The organism is Mesorhizobium sp. WSM4821 (assembly GCF_055901555.1).
Map to the genome: position 1 here is coordinate 3,582,683 of NZ_CM148371.1, position 17,710 is coordinate 3,600,392.

At 61.9% G+C, this 17,710-nt stretch carries 20 protein-coding genes, 1 tRNA gene and 4 pseudogenes; 11 read left to right on the forward strand and 14 right to left on the reverse strand.

What is annotated here, in order from left to right:
* Positions 1-338: 338 nt before the first annotated feature.
* Positions 339-665: pseudogene (locus AC0NID_RS17335) on the forward strand (helix-turn-helix domain-containing protein); the annotation flags it as partial.
* Here the strand turns inward: AC0NID_RS17335 and AC0NID_RS17340 are convergent.
* Positions 656-817 (reverse strand): annotated as a pseudogene (locus AC0NID_RS17340) (winged helix-turn-helix transcriptional regulator); the annotation flags it as partial. The pseudogenes AC0NID_RS17335 and AC0NID_RS17340 sit on opposite strands and share 10 nt — an antisense overlap.
* Positions 818-1,042: 225 nt before the next feature.
* Between AC0NID_RS17340 and AC0NID_RS17345 the strand changes: the two are divergent.
* From AC0NID_RS17345 to AC0NID_RS17360, 4 genes and pseudogenes are all read left to right on the forward strand, one after another.
* Positions 1,043-1,216: pseudogene (locus AC0NID_RS17345) on the forward strand (DUF1330 domain-containing protein); the annotation flags it as partial.
* 231 nt (positions 1,217-1,447) lie between these two features.
* Entirely contained in the window at positions 1,448-1,978 is a 531-nt protein-coding gene (locus tag AC0NID_RS17350; RefSeq protein WP_473455316.1) for a hypothetical protein, read from the forward strand.
* A gap of 229 nt (positions 1,979-2,207) precedes the next feature.
* Positions 2,208-3,413, forward strand: a complete 1,206-nt coding sequence (locus AC0NID_RS17355) for an NAD-dependent formate dehydrogenase (RefSeq protein WP_473455300.1) — start codon at positions 2,208-2,210, stop codon at positions 3,411-3,413.
* Positions 3,414-3,558: 145 nt separating this feature from the next.
* Positions 3,559-5,655: an EAL domain-containing protein gene (locus AC0NID_RS17360; RefSeq protein WP_473455299.1), complete on the forward strand. Its 2,097-nt coding sequence runs from the start codon at positions 3,559-3,561 to the stop codon at positions 5,653-5,655.
* A 135-nt stretch (positions 5,656-5,790) separates the two neighbouring features.
* Here the strand turns inward: AC0NID_RS17360 and AC0NID_RS17365 are convergent, their stop codons facing one another.
* From AC0NID_RS17365 to AC0NID_RS17400, 8 genes are all read right to left on the reverse strand, one after another.
* Positions 5,791-5,976, reverse strand: a complete 186-nt coding sequence (locus tag AC0NID_RS17365) for a hypothetical protein (RefSeq protein WP_473455298.1) — start codon at positions 5,974-5,976, stop codon at positions 5,791-5,793.
* Positions 5,977-6,143: 167 nt separating this feature from the next.
* Entirely contained in the window at positions 6,144-6,563 is a 420-nt protein-coding gene (locus AC0NID_RS17370) for a helix-turn-helix domain-containing protein (protein ID WP_473455297.1), read from the reverse strand.
* A complete protein-coding gene (locus tag AC0NID_RS17375) occupies positions 6,563-6,859 on the reverse strand; it encodes a type II toxin-antitoxin system HigB family toxin (RefSeq protein WP_473455296.1) in 297 nt (98 codons plus the stop codon). Before AC0NID_RS17375 ends, AC0NID_RS17370 begins: the two co-directional genes overlap by 1 nt.
* 588 nt (positions 6,860-7,447) lie before the next feature.
* A complete protein-coding gene (locus tag AC0NID_RS17380; RefSeq protein ID WP_473455295.1) occupies positions 7,448-7,630 on the reverse strand; it encodes a DUF3606 domain-containing protein in 183 nt (60 codons plus the stop codon).
* An 82-nt stretch (positions 7,631-7,712) separates the two neighbouring features.
* Positions 7,713-7,786 (reverse strand) — tRNA-Gln (locus tag AC0NID_RS17385).
* A gap of 116 nt (positions 7,787-7,902) precedes the next feature.
* On the reverse strand, positions 7,903-8,418 hold the full coding sequence (locus AC0NID_RS17390) for a hypothetical protein (protein WP_473455294.1): 516 nt from the start codon (positions 8,416-8,418) through the stop codon (positions 7,903-7,905).
* A gap of 522 nt (positions 8,419-8,940) precedes the next feature.
* The gene (locus AC0NID_RS17395) at positions 8,941-9,414 is read right to left on the reverse strand and encodes an Lrp/AsnC family transcriptional regulator (protein ID WP_473455293.1); all 474 of its coding nucleotides are present in this window, start codon (positions 9,412-9,414) and stop codon (positions 8,941-8,943) included.
* A 195-nt stretch (positions 9,415-9,609) separates the two neighbouring features.
* Positions 9,610-9,816 carry a hypothetical protein gene (locus AC0NID_RS17400; protein ID WP_473455292.1) on the reverse strand — a complete coding sequence of 69 codons (207 nt, stop codon included), beginning with the start codon at positions 9,814-9,816 and terminating at the stop codon, positions 9,610-9,612.
* A 398-nt stretch (positions 9,817-10,214) separates the two neighbouring features.
* Here AC0NID_RS17400 and AC0NID_RS17405 point away from each other — a divergent pair, with 398 nt between their 5' ends.
* Positions 10,215-10,961 (forward strand): tryptophan 2,3-dioxygenase family protein, encoded by a 747-nt coding sequence (locus tag AC0NID_RS17405; RefSeq protein WP_473455291.1) that lies wholly within the window; start codon positions 10,215-10,217, stop codon positions 10,959-10,961.
* 54 nt (positions 10,962-11,015) lie between these two features.
* Here AC0NID_RS17405 and AC0NID_RS17410 read toward each other — a convergent pair.
* Positions 11,016-11,958 (reverse strand): annotated as a pseudogene (locus AC0NID_RS17410) (IS110 family RNA-guided transposase).
* Between the two features lie 422 nt (positions 11,959-12,380).
* On the opposite strand from AC0NID_RS17410, the gene AC0NID_RS17415 reads away from it, so the two are divergent.
* Complete coding sequence (locus AC0NID_RS17415; RefSeq protein ID WP_473455289.1) at positions 12,381-12,815, forward strand: DoxX family protein; 435 nt, start codon at positions 12,381-12,383, stop codon at positions 12,813-12,815.
* Positions 12,816-12,849: 34 nt separating this feature from the next.
* Here AC0NID_RS17415 and AC0NID_RS17420 read toward each other — a convergent pair whose 3' ends face one another.
* Positions 12,850-13,155 (reverse strand): hypothetical protein, encoded by a 306-nt coding sequence (locus tag AC0NID_RS17420; RefSeq protein ID WP_127293368.1) that lies wholly within the window; start codon positions 13,153-13,155, stop codon positions 12,850-12,852.
* Positions 13,156-13,315: 160 nt separating this feature from the next.
* Entirely contained in the window at positions 13,316-13,933 is a 618-nt protein-coding gene (locus AC0NID_RS17425) for a methyltransferase domain-containing protein (RefSeq protein ID WP_473455287.1), read from the reverse strand.
* A gap of 127 nt (positions 13,934-14,060) precedes the next feature.
* Here AC0NID_RS17425 and AC0NID_RS17430 point away from each other — a divergent pair, with 127 nt between their 5' ends.
* The 3 genes from AC0NID_RS17430 to AC0NID_RS17440 all read left to right on the forward strand — a co-directional run bounded on the left by AC0NID_RS17430 (position 14,061) and on the right by AC0NID_RS17440 (position 15,301).
* A complete protein-coding gene (locus AC0NID_RS17430; protein WP_473455285.1) occupies positions 14,061-14,354 on the forward strand; it encodes a portal protein in 294 nt (97 codons plus the stop codon).
* Between the two features lie 294 nt (positions 14,355-14,648).
* Positions 14,649-15,089: a hypothetical protein gene (locus AC0NID_RS17435; protein WP_473455284.1), complete on the forward strand. Its 441-nt coding sequence runs from the start codon at positions 14,649-14,651 to the stop codon at positions 15,087-15,089.
* On the forward strand, positions 15,077-15,301 hold the full coding sequence (locus tag AC0NID_RS17440; RefSeq protein ID WP_473455283.1) for a hypothetical protein: 225 nt from the start codon (positions 15,077-15,079) through the stop codon (positions 15,299-15,301). Before AC0NID_RS17435 ends, AC0NID_RS17440 begins: the two co-directional genes overlap by 13 nt.
* 401 nt (positions 15,302-15,702) lie before the next feature.
* Here the strand turns inward: AC0NID_RS17440 and AC0NID_RS17445 are convergent, their stop codons facing one another.
* Complete coding sequence (locus AC0NID_RS17445) at positions 15,703-16,017, reverse strand: YMGG-like glycine zipper-containing protein (protein WP_126043094.1); 315 nt, start codon at positions 16,015-16,017, stop codon at positions 15,703-15,705.
* Positions 16,018-16,608: 591 nt separating this feature from the next.
* On the opposite strand from AC0NID_RS17445, the gene AC0NID_RS17450 reads away from it, so the two are divergent.
* The gene (locus AC0NID_RS17450) at positions 16,609-16,983 is read left to right on the forward strand and encodes a VanZ family protein (RefSeq protein WP_473455282.1); all 375 of its coding nucleotides are present in this window, start codon (positions 16,609-16,611) and stop codon (positions 16,981-16,983) included.
* A 233-nt stretch (positions 16,984-17,216) separates the two neighbouring features.
* Here the strand turns inward: AC0NID_RS17450 and AC0NID_RS17455 are convergent, their stop codons facing one another.
* Entirely contained in the window at positions 17,217-17,387 is a 171-nt protein-coding gene (locus AC0NID_RS17455; RefSeq protein ID WP_473455281.1) for a hypothetical protein, read from the reverse strand.
* Between the last annotated feature and the right edge of the window lie 323 nt (positions 17,388-17,710).

A 17,710-nucleotide genomic window follows, 5' to 3' on the forward strand; every position in this document is an offset into this window, starting at 1 on the left:
AGCCGAGCATGAGCCGGATCGGCAATCCTTATGACAATGCCAAGGCCGAAAGATTTCATGAGGACCCTGAAGGAAGAGGAGGTGGATGGCCAAGCCTATCGCGACATAGACGATGCAACGACAAGGATCGGCGAGTTCATCGAGGTGGTCTACAACAGGCAGCGCCTGCACTCTGCCCTCGACTATCTCTCGCCGGACGCATACGAGACCAGTCTCATGCAACTACGGCAAAAGACACCAAACGCAATCCACAACAAGGAGAACTGTTACTGATTACTGTCTCACCGAAGGGGTGCAGTCCAATAGGTAACACTTTTGGCTTTTTGCCGGAGGTGTTGATGCCGTGGAAAGAGTGTTCGGTGATGGAGGAACGTCTTCGTTTCGTGGCTCGCCTTCTCGACGGGGAAGGTATGAGCGATGTGTGCCGGGAGTTCGGGATTTCGCGCAAGACCGGCTACAAGATCTTCAACCGCTACAAGGATGAGGGCCTGGAGGCGCTCACCGACCGTTCGCGGCGGCCGGTGCGCTATGCCAACCAGCTTCCCGACCAGATCGAGCGGCTGATCGTGGAGAGCAAGCGGGAGAAGCCGCACTGGGGCGCCAGGAAGATACGCGAGCTGCTGGTGCGCAAGCTCGCCGGCGACGTACGCGTCCCGGCCAGGAGCGTCGGCGACATTTTTGGCACGCCGCGGCGCAGATCGTTGAAGCCGGTCGAACCTGCCACCAATTCGCGCATCAGCACCATCGTCCAGCGGGTACACAGCACCTCGGCGGCCATCGATAGCGGGCAGAACTGTTTGTATCCGGCCTGGGTCATTGCGGTCTTTTCCTCCACCTCGACCGAGACCGTAGGCCTTCCCTGACAGCGCGGCGAGTACAGAAACTGTATCGGCCTAGTACAGTTAGCGGACTGGCTGACGCGGACCTTGGTATGCGAGCCCTTTGGCCGGTGCACGGGGATAGCCCTGTGCGCTCATAACCAGGAGACATGACCATGACCGCTTACATCATTGCAGACATCAAGGTGAAGGACCCGCAGTGGATGCCGGCCTACGCCGCTTCGGTCCACGACCTCGTTCACAAGCACGGCGGCAGATACCTGTCGCGCAGCGGCAACGTGAAGACGCTTGAAGGCAAGCCGCTCGACACGACCCTGATCGCGCTGATGGCGTTTCCATCCGAGGCGGCGGCCCGCGCTTTCACCAGCGACCCTGCCTACGCGTCCTTCGTGTCGGCCCGTCAGCGCGGCAGCGACAGCCGTTTCCAGTTGATCGACAACACCGATCTGGCTGGAACGATTTCGTATCTGCCGAAGGGGATGATTTTTCCGGCACTCGCCGCATCGAATTCGGGATCACCAAGCAACAACAGTCACAGCGCTGGCCTGCCGAGCCTCCGTATTTTCGGCGGCCGGCCCGCTGTGCTTTTCAAGAAGAATGGAATGAATATGACAATCAACTTTTGCAACAGGCCTCTCATGGCCGCGGCCGTGCTGTCCGCCTGCGCCACGTTCGCACAGGCGCATCAGGAGGTCGCGGCGCCTGAAACCGGTCTCAATCCGCTGGCCGACAAGGTACGGGCCGCAAACAGCCGGTTTCTCGACGTCAAGGCTGCCACATCGGAGGGCTATGCGCCCATCCCCTGCGCCAGCGGCATCACCGGCGGGGCCATGGGTATCCACTATGTCAACGGCCAGTATCTGAAGGACGACAAGATCGATCTGGCTCGTCCCGAAGCCGTCATGTACGAGCCGATGGCCGACGGCACGCTCAAGCTGATAGCGGTCGAATACATCTCCTCGAAGTGGCCGGCCGAGTTGGACGGACATCTGTTCAACTTCAACAGCGCGCCCAACCGCTATGGCCTGGGTGAATTCTACGAACTGCATGTCTGGGCCTGGAAGTGCAACCCGGCCGGCACTTTCGCCGACATGAATCCGAACGTGTCGTGCGACCCGACGACCACCCCAAGCCAGTAGGCGATCGGGCTGGGCGGCGCCACTGCCGCCTGGCCGTTCGGCCGTCTTCCGCCGACCTTGAAACCACGTTCGGCTCCTCCATCTAGTTCGCCATAGCGCGCAACTTTCGAAACGAGGAAGCGCCAGGAGTTGCTGGTCTCCGACAAACCAGAATGGCTGCCCGTTCGCTTTTGTCGGGCGCCGACAATCGAGCGTCTTCCTCATCGTTGTCAGACGAAGGGAGATCGAAATGGCAAAGGTCGTTTGCGTCCTCTATGACGATCCGGTCGACGGCTACCCGTCAAATTATGCCCGGGACGGGCTGCCGAAGCTCGACCGTTATCCCGGCGGCCAGACGCTTCCGACGCCGAAGGCCGTCGACTTCGAACCGGGGGTCCTGCTCGGCTCCGTGTCGGGCGAACTCGGCCTGAGGCCATTCCTCGAAGGCGCCGGGCACAGCCTGGTCGTGACCTCGGACAAGGACGGTCCCGGCAGCGTTTTCGAACGCGAACTCGGCGACGCCGAGATCGTCATCTCGCAGCCTTTCTGGCCGGCATATCTGACCAGGGAACGGATAGCCAAGGCAGACAAATTGAAGCTTGCGATCACCGCCGGCATCGGGTCCGACCATGTCGATCTGCAGGCCGCGATGGACCGCGGCGTCACCGTCGCCGAAGTGACCTACTGCAACTCGATCAGCGTGTCCGAGCATGTGGTGATGATGATCCTGGCGTTGGTGCGAAACTACATCCCCTCCTACCAGTGGGTCGTCAAGGGCGGCTGGAACATCGCCGACTGTGTCGCGCGTTCCTACGATGTCGAGGGGATGCAGATCGGAACCGTCGGCGCCGGCCGGATCGGCAGCGCGGTGCTGCGCCGGCTGCGGCCGTTCGACGTCAAGCTGCACTACACCGACCGCCACCGCCTGCCCGCGGCGGTCGAAAAGGACCTCGGCGTCACCTTCCACCCAGACGCCGCATCGATGGTCGGTATCTGCGACGTCGTGACGATCAATGCCCCTCTGCATCCGGAGACGGAGAACCTGTTCGACGAGGCGATGATCGCCAGGATGAAACGCGGCGCCTATCTGGTGAACACGGCGCGCGGCAAGATCTGCAATCGCGACGCCGTCGCCCGGGCGCTGGAGAGCGGTCAGCTCGCAGGTTATGCCGGCGACGTCTGGTTTCCGCAACCGCCCCCCAAGGACCATCCCTGGCGATCGATGCCGCATCACGGCATGACGCCGCATATTTCGGGATCGTCGCTCTCGGCCCAGGCGCGCTACGCGGCAGGCACGCGTGAAATCCTGGAATGCTGGTTCGAGGGCCGGCCGATCCGCGAGGAGTACCTGATCGTCGACGGCGGCAAGCTGGCCGGCGCCGGCGCGCATTCCTATAGCGCGGGCGACGCCACAAGCGGTTCGGAAGAGGCGGCGCGCTTCAAGGCCAAGGCGTGAGCCGGGCGGAATCAGCTGCGCCGCACTGCCAGAGGAGGCAGATTGGCTGCTTCGCAGGCGATCCACTTCCCCACCGCTTTGCGGTAACGGTTTCTTCTTTGCTTTGCCTCACAATGGCGACGACGGGGCGGGCGAAGTCCAGAGCATGGCCGACAGGAAGAATCGCGACGGAGAGTTCTGGCAGCTTGCGCTCGAACGCGCGCATCTTGGCGTGTGGGACTGGGATTTGCCGAGCGGAGACTGCTTTTACTCGGCAATGTGGTCGCAAATGCTCGGCTATGACGAGGGCGAGCTTGTCAAGACAAGCGATCTCTGGCTGCGGCTGACGCATCCCGACGATCGCGAGCGGGCGGTGGCCAGCGGCGAACGCCATATTGCCGGCCAGACCGCTTTCATCGAGACGGAGCTCAGGCTGAAGCACAAGTCCGGCCATTGGGTATGGGTTCTCGATCGCGGTGGGGTGGTCGAGCGCGACGCGGAAGGCAAGCCCATCCGGCTGATGGGCGTCCAGACCGACATCACCAAGCAGAAGCAAGCCGAACAGGAGCTCGAACAGGTGAATGTGCGCTTTCGCTTGGCATTGGCGGCCAGCGGCACCGGCATCTGGCATCACGATCTGGCGACACGCAAAAGCTACTGGGACGAGCGCACCAGGGAGATATTCGGGCTTGTCGCCGATGCTGACGAGGTACCGCACGACCTCTGGCACAGCTATCTGCATCCCGACGACAAGGACGATGCCGAGCGGGGCCACATGGTGCCGTTGCAAACGCAAAAGGTCGTCGCCGCGCAATACCGGATCGTCAAGCGGGACGGCGAGGTCCGGCACGTCGAATCGCTGCTGCGCTTCATCGCCGACGCTCAATCGTCAGGCCAGATCCTGGGCACGGTGCGCGACGTCACCGAGGCAAAGCAGCGCGAGCAGGAGCTTGCCCACGCGGCCCAACACGATGCCCTGACCGGTCTTTTGAACCGCGCCGCATTCGACCGGCTGCTGGCCGAGCATATCGCGACGGCGCGCCCGCTTGCGGTCTTCTACGTCGACCTCGACTACTTCAAGGCGCTGAACGATTTCGCAGGCCACGCCGCCGGCGACCTCGCGCTGAAGAGCGTCGCCAAGGGCATTTCGAGCTGTCTGCCGCCGTCGGCGCATGCCGCGCGGCTCGGCGGCGACGAGTTCGCACTGCTGGTGCCCGATTGCGACCCACGGCAAGCCGAGAAGCTGGCCGCCGCCGTTCTCGCCGCGGTTCGCGACGCCGCCCCCGGCTCGACGGCGACGTCACGCAAGCTCGCAGCCAGTATCGGCATCGCCCATGTCGCCGACCGGAATACCACGGTGGCCGACGCGCTCGCCTGCGCCGACGATGCCTGCTATGCGGCCAAGGCCACCGGTCGCAACCGCTTCGCGGTGTTCTCCCCCGAGGCAACATCCGGTTCCGGCGGACTCAATGCGGCGCGACTGGCGGCCGACACCGTCGATGCCATGGAAGACGGAAGGCTGAAACTGTTCGGCCAGGAAATCCATCGACTCGGACAACCCTGGGAAGAGAGCCGCCATGTCGAGGTCCTGGCGCGGCTGGTCGGACGCAACGGGCGGCTGATCCCACCGGGCGAATTCATCCCGGCGGCGGAACGGTTTGGCATTGCCTCGCGGCTCGATCGCTGGATCATCAGGACGGCGCTCTCGCTTCACGGTCCGGCGCTGAAGTCAGGGGCGCTCACGCTTGGCTTCAACCTGTCGGCGCAGACGCTGAGCGATCCTCAGTTGTGGGACTTCGTCGACGCCGTCATCGACGGGACCGGGGCGCCCCATTCCGGCATCGGCTTCGAGATCACGGAAACCGCCGCCGTCACCAATTTCACCGCTGCCGAACAGTTCGTCCGCAAGGCGCGCGAGCGGCGCTGCCGCGTCAGCCTCGATGATTTCGGGGCTGGGATGAGCTCGTTCGAATATCTCCGGCGCTTTCCCGTCGATGCGATCAAGATCGACGGTTCCTTCATCGAGCATATTGCGCAAAGCCGCTTCGACCGCGAAATCGTTTCGGCTATATCGGGCATCGCCAGAAGCCTCGGCTGCTCCGTGGTGGCCGAGAAGATCGAAGAGCAGGATGCGCTCGACGTCCTCAGGGATATGGGCGTTGCCTTCGGCCAGGGATTTCTGCTGCACCAGCCGGAGCCGCTGGAAGCGATCGTGACGCGGGCGAGCGCGCAAGCGGCTTTGCCGGTGGGTCGGCAAGCGTAGGGCTCCGTCACGGGCAGACGGGGGCGAGCCCGTGGGACTAAACGCGGCCTCCGCTCAATGCTGCGCGTGTTCGTCGTGGCGCTTAAGGATCCGCTGCTTCCTGGCCGATGCCTTGCCGCCCACCGCTGTGCGCGACTAATTCTTACGCTTGGCGGTTGAGGGCATCGTCGTGCTCACCCAGCCCTTGGCCTCGCGCATGATCTTCAGCGCCTCATCCCGCGTCAGTCCGCATTTCCGGGCAAAGTAGGTCGCCTCATAGGCTTCCGCCGCGGAGACCGCGGAAATGCCGGATGGTTCCGGTTTTGATTTCTTCTTGGCCATGCCGGCTCGTCGACTGTGAATCGATTAGTCAGCTAATGTAGCATCTTTGTTTGGCAAGGCAAATTCCCGGTCCTTCGAAGCAACCGGGGCGCGGGCAGGTGATCGACATCTGCCTGCGGTTCAAGCTCCATCGGTCGGCAAGGCAGCGTCCCACAGGGAGGGGAAGTTCATCCCGCAGCCGTGCGAGTCCGGCGCGGTTCGGCCTTTTCATCACCTGAAAGGTGGTAAGGCTGGATGAGCACCTCCGCCGGAATGTGCCAATTCTTGTGGATCTGGTGCACCATATCGATCGTCAGCAAGCGCTTCCTGTTCAAGATTTTCGAAGCCCGCGAAGTCGAGCCAATGACTTCGGCAAGGGCCACCTGCTTCAGGCCGGCCATTTCCATATGAGCGCGAATGGCTATGACAGGGTCCGGCGCCTCGATCGGATAATGCCTGGCCTCATAGGCCTCGATGAGATCGGCGAGTACATCGAAACGGTCGCCATCGGGAGAACCGACCTCGGGCTCGTTGTCGAAATATCGAGTGATCTCGGCGATGGCCCAGTCATAGTCAGCTTCGGTTTTAAGGGAGCGAATGTTTTTCATCACACGGTCTCCGCATCTATCTTATCGAATTCTGCATGGGTGCCGACGAATTTGATCAGTACCCGCTTGTAGGTGTAGTTGACATGAACGATGACCCGGTACTTGTTGCCGGCGATATCGAAAATCACACGGTTGTCGCTGACGATGTCCACGTTCGCGCCAAACCGATCCTTGATGTCAGCGGAGGTCTTCCATTTGACCTTGTCAACCGCCAGGTACCAGGCGGTGAGCGGCCCCTTCGCCTGCGGGTGCCTGGTCCAGAAGGCGACAAGGGTCATTCTGCTGACGATCTGCACGCCTTGATATAGCAAGTTCCCAAAACGGGAAATTCGCGCATCAGGGCAGAAGCCCGGTTGGGCATTACGCAGATCGATGAACTCAGTTCGGAATGCCGACCGCCTCAGCGCTGGGCAGCGCAACCGTCAGGAGGCTCGGCTCTGTCGAGCATCGGTCAAGCCTGTCTCGGAGCCGGTCTCGTTCAGAAGGTTGCAGAGCGAAGCCGCCTCGTCGCGACGCAGACCGATCAGCGCAAGTGCCGAAAACTGGGCCGGCTGATCGATTCTGGTGTCCCAGACCATCCACCGGCTGTTTGGCTCCATGACACATTCAAAGCGCAATGCACGGTCCGACATCCGGCCTCCCCAACGAATCTTCGCCGGACTGGTAGCGTCTCGAAGTAAACGAGGTGTTGTGTTGTTGAAACCTGACGTTGAATCCGGTCGATGGCAATAGCATACCGAAAGCCGGCGGCATGGTCATGCCGGCCGAACGGTCCGGATCGGGCCGCATGGCAGCGTTCACAGGTTCACTGCGAGGCAGGCCACGGCACCGATCGGCTCCTGGAATGCGAGGTTCCTTTGACCCGCGACGCTGCCGGATGCGGATCAGGCGTTGCGGCTCGCCATATGCGCGTCGAGTTTCTTCCTCGAAGGCCCGTACCGCTTGATGATGGTCGCGGCCTCGCTCGGCGGTATGCCGTATTTTTTCGCAAAAGCCGCTACTTCGTAAGGCTGCTCGCTGGAAACCAGCTTGCGATCCTGCTTGGTCTTGGATTTGTCGTCGGCCATGTCGTCCTCCGTCACATCTGGTCGTTATAGGGTTCCCTTGTCCGCCCGACCATCCTTGCCGATCGCCCGGCACGGGCGATGCTGGTTCCCGCTCATGGGCTCGAACCACGATTCACGCCTTCAAAGGGCGCTGTCCTACCATTAGACGAAGCGGGAGTAGAGGAAGTGGACGCTGTCTAACACTTTCTCTTCCGCACATGAAGCCGCTTGATGCCGTTACCTGCCTGAGTACCGTCGGCTGCGAAACCCTGCTGGATGGACGGGTCCTGAGCCTAGACGCGCGCAATCGCCAACAGCCACGCCAAAAGTTCGAGCAACAAGAGAAACAGGGCAAGCTGCAGCGAGATGCGCAGGCGTTGAATGATCCGCCAATTGCTGGCCATGTCGGTTTTGATGCGGAGCGCAAGCGCGCGGTGCATCCCGTCCATGGTTTCAGAAGGATTTTGATCGACAAAGTCGTGGAGCAGCTGCTCCGGATCGAAGCGGAACGTAAGATTGTAGTAGGGCCACAACATGATCACGACCAGCAGCCCGATCAGGAAAAGCAGCGCCAGCGCCAGCCAGCCCCACAGGCCCAGTCCCTCCGCCAGAGTCCTGCCGCCGAGAAGGGAACTGACGAAGGCGGTTGCGAAGATCAGATTGCCGGCGCGCGTGTTGAGGCTCTCCACCACATTCTGCTGGTGTTGGAGGCCACGCACCGCCTCCGCGTAAACGAAGGCCAGGCGAGGGTCGGGTGCCGCAGCGGGCTGGTAATGGCTTTCGCCCGCCGATGAAAAATGTTCGGGCATGAGTCCGTCCCACGTTCCGATGTGAACCACGATAAGGACAATGGCGGTTGCCTGTCTACCGCCTGTCGGGCCGCCGGCCTTGACGCCTGAACGATCCGCCCCAGATTACGCGGCGGAGTTTCAGATATGGGATACCATTGGCAGCGGCCGCCCAGATTCCTGGAACGGCATTTCGGCATTGTTATTGCAATCGGCCTGGTTGCAGGGCTGTCGGTCCTGGCCGCGCTGGGCTACACGCCTTGAAATTTCGGGTTTCAGCGGCAAAATCGCTAATGTAAGCGAAATGTGACGGTGCCGACGCAACCGAACGGGCGCCATGTGCATTTCAATGCATGACAATGCTTCGCCCCGATATCCCCGCGAAATGCTGCGCGTATTGCGGCGGGCGCGACCACGGCTACGAGGACTGCCCAAAGCGGAAAGCCGATGCCGGATCGCGGGAGGACGAGCGCATCGTTCCGGCCCCAAGTCCGGCACGATGGATAGACAAGCCCGACAAAACCGCAGCCTGAACCATCCCGGCTAAGGCATCTTCTGCGTATGTCCGACGGCATTGGCGAAAGAAATGTCGCCCTTGATCTCGCGCATGGCCATCGAGGTGATCGTGCGGCGCACGCCGGGCAGTCGGCTGAGTTCGACGCGCAGCATCCTGTCAAGCGCCGTCATGTCGACCGTCACGATCTGCAGGAGATAGTCGGCCTCGCCTGTCGTGGCGTGGCAGCGCCGGATCAGCGGGTGTGCCTGGACCGCGGCCTCGAAGGCCTCGGAAAGCTCGAAATCGATCGTCACCTGGATGAAGGCTTCGATGCCGAGGCCGAGTTTCGCCGGGTCGACGCGGGTCGAGTAGCCGCGGATGACGCCGGCGTCCTCCAGCGCCTTGACCCGCTTCCAGCACGGCGTCTTGCTCAGGCCGACCTCGTCGGCGAGCACCGCGAAGGAGATTCGCGCGTCGCGCTCCAGCGCCGCAACGATCTTGAGGTCGAGGGCATCCAGCACCAATCGTTCTCCTATGGCCGCCTCAAACCCGCTAATCGTCCTGCCTTTTCTGTTCCTGAACAACAACAAGAAAAAAATCAAGGCAGAGCGGCGCGCCCTGAAAGACAGTCGCCGAGCCATGTGCTTTCCTGTTGTGGTGCGCCCGGCAAGCGCGCCGTCAATCGGCAGCGCGGCTGGTCGCCCGGCGTGAGCCCGTCAGCCGGGAGGAGTGTAGAGCGGCTCCCTGCATCCATGAACCTGGCACTGGCCATCGCGGGTCGGCACATATGCGACCGCCGGGATTTCCGACCAGTTACACGCACTGCTGTATTGGCGGACGTAGAGGGCATAGGTGTTCGGACCTGTGGTCAGCACCACCGAGCCATGGCTCTGGATTAGCGCCTGCGTCTGTCGGCAGGTCATGGCTCGGGTGTCCGGCCGGGCCTGGGCATAAGTTGTGAAGCCAAGCATCATCGCTGCCGAGGTCAACGCAATCGGGCGAAGGGACATGTCGAGACTCCCATGATGAGACCTTGCCAGACTCGCATGTCGCAGATGGGTGCGCAATGGCCGGGAAGGATCGATGGACGGGATCTGGCGACGCGCCCTCGCACGCTGTAGCACCGCGACAATCCTGAGGTCGAGGGCATCCGGCACCACCAATCGTTCTCCAAAGTTGACACAATGGCTGACTTTCGTCCTTCATTTCCTGCTATTTGAATAACAGAAAGGAACAATATTCAAGCCGAAAGCGACTACACTACGGTCTCGGACCGAACAGATGCCCTGAGCCGACGGGCCGGGCACAAGGAGCAGCTGCCATGCACAAGCCGGACTATTACGCCCGCATCGAAACGCCTGAGATGCGCGACTACGGCGTCTACCTCAAGTGCGACAAGCTTCTCGCCTGCCAGAAGCCGCTGGCCGAGATGGTCAATGCCGACGAGCTGCAGTTCCAGATCGTGCACCAGGTCGAGGAGCTGTGGATGAAGCTCATTACCTACACGCTGGTCGACGTCGTCGACTTCCTCGAGCAGCAGAACACGCACCGCGTCGTCACGCTGATGGGGCGCGTGCATCGGCTGATGCGCATGATGACGGCGCAGCTCGACCTGCTCGAAACCATGTCACCCAAGGAATACCAGGAGATCCGGCTGCAGCTCGGCAATGGCAGCGGCCAGGAATCGCCGGGCTTCAAGCTGCTCTTGCGCATGCCGCCGGATCTGTGGCGGGCCTTCAAGGCGTCCTATCTCGATGGCCGCGGGCTTTCGGTCGAGGATGTCTACGATATCAGGTATGACCACGGCGACAGCTATGTCGTCGCCGAGGCGATGATCGAATTCGACGAGCTGTTCCAGAAATTCCGCGCCAACCATCTGTACCTCATCCATCGCTCGATCGGGCTGGGCTCCAAGTCGCTGAAGGGCCGTCCAGTCGAACTGCTGGCGGCCGGCGCCCGCCACCGCTTCTTTCCGGAGCTGTGGGATGTCCGCTGCGACATGACCGACCGCTGGGGCAGCCAGTACGGCACGGTGCGGGATTCAATCAGCCACCACGCGGCGGAGTAGATCTGACCTGGGTCCTCGCCCCACGAAGGTGGGGGAGAGCGACTATCTGGGGTGTCAAGTTGCAATTGCGAACTCGTTGCGCGCATCGCGTGCTTTTGCATTGAGGATGACGAGAAGTTTTCCGGCGAGTGCGATGCGGATGAGCATTTTTGGCTTTCCCGCCTGTTGCAACCGTTGCGCGAAAGCTTTGAGATGAGGATCGAATTTGGCCACGATGGCTGCGACGATGAAGAGGATACCACGCGGCCCGGCGCGTCCGCCTCGCACATGCCTGTTGCCGGTGCGCTTGCCGCTATCGTTGGCGAAGGGAGCGAGGCCTGCCAACTTGGCGATGGCCTTGTTGGAGATGAGGCCGATCTCGGGCAGTTCGGCCATCAGGCGGGCGACGGTGCGTCCGGCCACGCCCTTGAGCAAACGAAAGGCCCGCTCCAGCCTGGCCCACAGCGGATCGTCATCGATCATCAAGGCAATCTCGCCTTCCAGCCGCCGTTGCTCGCGCTTGAGGAAGACCAGCATCGCCTCGATGCTGGCGCATACCACGGCGTCGCGTGCGGCACTTCTACGCTGCTTGTTGATGGTCGCATCGCCGACAATCTGGCAAAGTCGGCCAACCAACGCGGCAAGCCGCTGCTGGGCAGCGCTTGGCGGTGGCGTCGGCACCGTGTTCTTGACTACGCCATAATGGGCGATGACAGCGGCGTCGATCCTGTCGGTTTTCTCAAGATAGCCCATCGCCTCGGCGAAACGGCGCACGCTCTTGGCATTGACCACGCCGCACGGCATGCATGCCGTGCGCCCACAAGAGCATGAACCCCAGCCGTTCATAGCCGCCCGATGCCTCCATCACCGCAAGGACTGCGTCATGGCTGCGGCAGAACAGCCAGAGAGCTGCGATCCCCGCCGCGTCGTTGGCGAAGCGCGCTGCCGCTCCGCCAGGCCAGACATGCGCGTCCAGCCAATCTTTCGAAACATCAACTCCACAAATAATCCTGTTCACGGTAACCTGCCTTGTGCGTACGGTTGGAACCAAGCGACTGTTCGGTCGTGCGCGATGAAGGCGAAGATCCCAAGCTCTCCCGCGGCTGTAACCTCAGGTGGTACGGGCGACTTCGCCAAGCCAAGGTCCGGGCAGCCACCCGGACCTTGGCTCAATCGCTCTAATCCCACGAAATCTCTCTCGTGTAGATACAAGGTGGCTCGGCGAAGCCGAGACGGAGAGGGGGCCGCGCCCTACGAAAGCCCCCTCTCCGGCCGATTACGCGGCCACCTCTCCCCCACTTTCGTGGGGGCGAGGAACCCAAGTCCTGCAAGGCCCGCCCGCAGGCCGTTTGTATCGGCCAAGTTTCTCAGGGGCGGCGTGTCGGGTTTGCGGCTGGTGTATCGTCCTTGGGGCGAAACCCGTCGCAACTGGAGGACGTCATGTCGTTGGAAATCGCTCAATCACCCGTTCAATCACCGTGGCAGACCGCGGCAATCCTCGTTGGCCGGCTGATCTTCGCGGCAATCTTCGTGATGGCGGTGGCCTTCAAGTTCATGGATATGGGCGCCACCGCAGGCTACATCGCCGCCGCCGGATTTCCGTTCCCGCTGTTCCTGGCCTGGTGCGCGGCGCTGCTCGAAGTGGTGCTGGTGCTGTGCTTCCTGACCGGCGCCTTTTTCACGCCGGCCGCGCTCGTTACCGCCGTCTACGTCATCTTCCTCGGCTTTGCCTTCCACGGGCCGTCGCACTGGGCCGGCAACCAGGCCGAGTTCGGCTTCTTCGTCGACCATTTTACTTTCCTCGCCGGCCTGCTGTTTGCCGCCGCGCACGGGCCTGGCCGCGTGCTGACGCTGAAGCCTCGGTCCGCAAGCTGATCCTGCGGTCGGCCCGCTGGTGCGGGGAGGGGCGTCACATCTGGTCGTTGTAGGGCTCCTTCATCTGGCCGACCATGCGCGCCAGTTTCGAGAATGACGGCATATCCGCCTCCGGCTGACACTGATTGGCCAGTTCCAGCAGCCGGATCGGGAAATTGACCGCATCGCGGCTCGACGCCGACATGCCTTCGGACCGTTCCTCGCTCGTCTCGCTGGCCTCGGCCTTGCGCAGGGCGATGTCTATCTCCTCGACCGAGAGCACGCCCTTGCGGACAAGGACCTGATTGATCGAGGCGACGGCCATCAGCAGGCCCTCGAGTTGCAGATTGGCGACATTCATGGCTTCGCTCCCATTGGCTAAACTGCAAACGCGCGAGCGCCGGTTCCGATCCGGATGGGCTACGTGGATGATGCCGGCGGATCGCCCGAAGTCGGCTGCTCCTTCACTCGCCATTGACTTTGTGACGGCAGCTAAGGCGGGAGATTAAGCTCTCAACCACTCACCCCGCTCTCCGCGCAAACGCCCAGACCATCAGCGGGTATTCTTCGTCGTTGGAGAGGTCGCGCCACATGCCGTAGGAGCGTACTGGTCCGCCGATATGGGCTTTTGCGCAGGCCTTGTTGCCCCAGCTGAACACCTCTATGCCGGCTTCCGGAAAGCCGCCTTCGAACAGCAACTGCTTCAGGCCGGCGGGGGTCCAGCGGTTGTAATCGTGCGGCCTGGCATGCACCCTGAACAGGAACGGCGTCGCCACCATCGCCCAGCCGCCCGGCCTTGTCATGGCGTGGATATTCTCAGCCGCGGCCAGCGGCCGCTGCACATGCTCCAGCACCTGATCGGCGATGACGATCGCATATTGCCTCTCGGTGCGGTCCTTGCAGATGTCGAATTCGGGAAAATCGACCGACGTATAGCTGGAGCACAGCGTCTTCCAGTAGCGGTTCCAGCCGGGCGAAACCTCGATCACAGGGGAAGATTTCCGGCCGTCCGCTTCAAGAAACGCGGTGAACGCCTCGATCTGCCTGAGGCGCAGCCAGTTGCGGGAGTCGTAGCCGAGCAGCCGTTTTGCAGCCTGTTTGCTGCGTCTCTTCAAGGTACCGGGCAGGCTTTCCGTCATTGTCACATCGATCTCCTTAAGGCCCGCCGCGCGCCCCCGTTGAACATTGCAAAAGCGAACAAAATTCGACCTGGCCTTGACAATATCTGGGCTTCGAACAGGCGACACCACCCGAAGAAAGAATGCCATGACGAGCGATTCCCGTGCCCATGCTATCCTGTCGCGACAGGCGGAACTCGAGACCGAGCGCAGCCAGCATGAGGCTGTCTGGGAGGCCGTGTCGGAAATCTGCGATCCCGACGCGCCCGACATCTGGGGCCGGCAAGCCGGCGCGGCCTCGAAGGCCGAGCCGCAGGAGCGGCGCGGCGCCCGTGTCTACGCCAACACCATCAACGCGGCCGCCAACCGGCTGGCCGCCGGGCTGGAGAGCCTGATCATCCCGCAGTCGGAAAAATGGCACGGCTGTCGACCGCCGCCATGAACGACGAGGAGACCGACGAGGAAAGGAATGGGCGAAAGCGCTACGCGATTTCCTGTTTGCGCTGCAGTACTCCGCCAATTCGAATTTCGCGCCGGCGACGCAGGCCTGCCTGCGCAATGTCGTGCGCTACGGCCCGGCCTATCTCTATGTCGAGGAAGGCTTTGGCGGCACGCCGACCGCTATGCCTCGATTCCCGTGGTCGAGGGCTATCTCTCGCGCAACCGCTGGGGGTAGGTCGACACCTTCCACCGCCGCTATGAGCGCACATCGCGGCAGGCGGCGCAGCTCCTGGCTATGATGCCGGCGCGGATCAAGGTGCTGGTCGACGACCCCTCGAAATGCGAGACGAAGATCGCGCTAATCCAGTGCATCCAGCCGCGTGACGAGCGCAGGATGTACCGGTTGGGAGACACCTACCAATATCTCGACACGGCGTTCGCCTCCTATCACGTCATCGAGGACGAGGAGGCCGCCGCCAGGGAGAGCGGCTTCCGCTCCTTCCCGGTGTCGTGCTTCAACTGGCGCGGCTACGAGGGCGATCACGATGCCGCGGTGCGCGAGGAAACGCCGTGCGCCGCTCGGGTCTGGGGGCGCTGCAGCAGATCACCGATCCGGCCACTGCCTGCAAGGCACGGCTCGACTATGTCTCAGTGGCCAAGACGAAGACGGCTCGAACTGCACAGCGCCTTGAGCAATGCCCGGCCGAAGTGGTGCAGCACATCATGGGGTTTCTGACGCTGGATGAGGCGCAACTGGCGGCGCTGGAGAAGTGGCGTGGTTGGGGGGAGGTAGGGCTGGTGAAGCTGCGCTACGATCAAAATTTGCTCAAATCCACGGTGAGTCGCATCGGACTGGCTTTGACGTCTGCCGGCGAACACCTCTGGATCGATTTCGCTGGGCCGCTTCTGCCGCCGCCTCTGAATGTGGTTCATAGGAAACAACAGTGATCGATTTGACCTTGCCGGCCTTGTCCAAGGTTACCTCGAAAATGGCTTTGACGTGATTCTCGACTGCGGCCACCGGCAAGACCAGGCATTCGCCGATTCTCTCGACACTGACAGCCTATCTGGCGTGTGCGGAAGCCGAACAAACAACCAGCAGCGAAGTCATCAAAAATTGCATCGTCGCCCCCATGTCGGAACGGACGATAGCGCCGATCCCCGATCAGGGTAAGGACCAAGCATCAGGGGGAAAGAATGCATCGAGGCCGAAGATGCGTCCCTCGCCCCGTTTACGGGAGGATGCCGGCAGGCAGGTGAGGGGCGGTGCCAGCATTTCAGAATTTTGCGCTGCCCCCTCATCCCCTGCCGGGACCTTCTCCACGTATGGTGACGGGGAGAGCTGTCGCTCAATAATCGCCGCTGTAGTAGCGGTCGTCGCAAGGCGCGGTGTAGATGCGGCCGCTGTTGCGATCCTGGTAGCGGCAAAGCTGTTCGCCGCGCCGCTGCGGCGTCGTGGCGCTGCCGACGACCGCACCAAGCAGGGCGCCGCTGGCTGCACCGATGACCGTGCTCTTGGTGTTGCCGCCTATGGCCTGACCGACGAGAGCGCCGCCCGCGCCGCCGACCAGAGCGCCCGTGGTGGCCCTCTGCTGCCCTTCGGTCTGCGCACACCCTGCCAGAACGGCAGTCAGAAGCGCGGCGGCAATGGCTTTCTTGATCATGTAAAGGTTCTCCTTTTAAGCCCAAAGGGCCGAATACCTTGCCAAGTGCGGCGGCATTGCGGCGGAACATGGGCACCACGCCTCACGAAATGAGACATGGTTTCTTTCGGCTTGATGACCGAGGCCTTTGATTCGGAAAGACCGTGGTCAAACAAGACGATAAGGTGCGTTTCTATCGACATGAATCAGGCTTCAGGCGGCAGCGGTTCTGCCTAGGTTCAGCCGACCCCTCAAACCTCCACGAATGGAGAACGCCGTGGATGACGCCTAGGCCTGCCTGTCATCGCCGTTGGCTGTTAACCATGCCTCCCCCACTCTGGCTCAGTCATTCGCTTCCATGCGCGCGGTGCCATGCAACCCATTCGGCATGCGTCGGCAGCTCTTTGAAAGCTGGCTGATACCCTCGTTGGTCATAGTCAATCTTTGACAAAAGCATGGAGTTCTTCTGCTATCGCGCTGTCATCAGCCGGTGGTCTGATTGTGGTCATGATGGTAGCCTATGGTGTGCTGTAGCCTCCAAATCGTCGCGCAAGCGGTGGTGCCTGCCGGGCCATGCCAGCTAGACTTTTCAGATGAAGGATTGACCTTATCTTGTTGCGTTCAGACTCTTATCCGGTGGCGGCAAGGATCGTTTTCCTGGTCACCTTGGCCGGCGTTCTCCTGCTCGCTTTTCTGCCGGCGCAGCTCACGCCGGATATCGGCTGGGCCGCCCATCAGGACAAGCTCAACCACGCCGCGGCCTTCGCCGTGTTGGCGGCCTTGGGAAGCCTCGGCTGGCCCGAACGCAAGGTAAGGCTGATCGTTCTCCTCACTTTCACGGGTGCTGCGATCGAGGTTCTCCAGGGCGCGCAGCTGATAGGACGCGATATGGATGCGTTCGACTGGGTTGCCGACTGCGGCGGCATGGCGTTCGGGCTGACAATCGCAAGCTGGACAAAGAGACGGCGCGTTGGCGAATTGCCATAGGCCGTAGCGTTTTTTGAGCGCTCACAGGACAAGACCCCGGCTGAACCAACCGCGTCTCTTCCGCGCCTCAAAGCGCGTCGCGTTTGAACGGATTCATGCGACTCGCTTGATATTATGCATGTCGTTGTAGCAAAACCGCTGCACACTTATGCGCGTCATGCATTAGGGGCGGATCTTTCCAAAACGCACACACGTCATGGACCGCCTGTCCTGCGGGCGCGCGATGCAACCTTTCAAGCCTCGTCGACGGCGCGGAACCATTCGCCTTCGCTGACGGTGTAGATGCCGTTCTGTCTCTGGTCGGCCTGGTCGTTTACCAGCACCCGGTCGCCAACCTCGCACGGCACGCCGCCGATGGCCTGCAGGCCTCGTAGGAAGATGTTGGCCGTGGTCGCCAGACGCACGGGTTCGCGTTCGAACGGCGCCAGTTGCAGGTCGGGCCATCAGGCTTGCTCCATGAAAGCCCCGCGAAGCGTCGCTGACGCAGGTTCTGATCACAGCGCCTGGCTCGTACACAGTCGCGCCGAGCTTCAGCTTCGCGGCGTCGGCGGGATTGGCCGATTCGGCCGCTGCAGTCGTACTCGGCAGGAAAATTGATGTCGGTGAATATTTCTGGACAGAGGTTTCAACCGGTGTCCTTGGCCTTTACAGTGTAACGGCTGGACCTGTTGCGACGGATACGGGGCTCAGGTCACGACGTCTGACTTGATTTCGAACGTCGATAGCT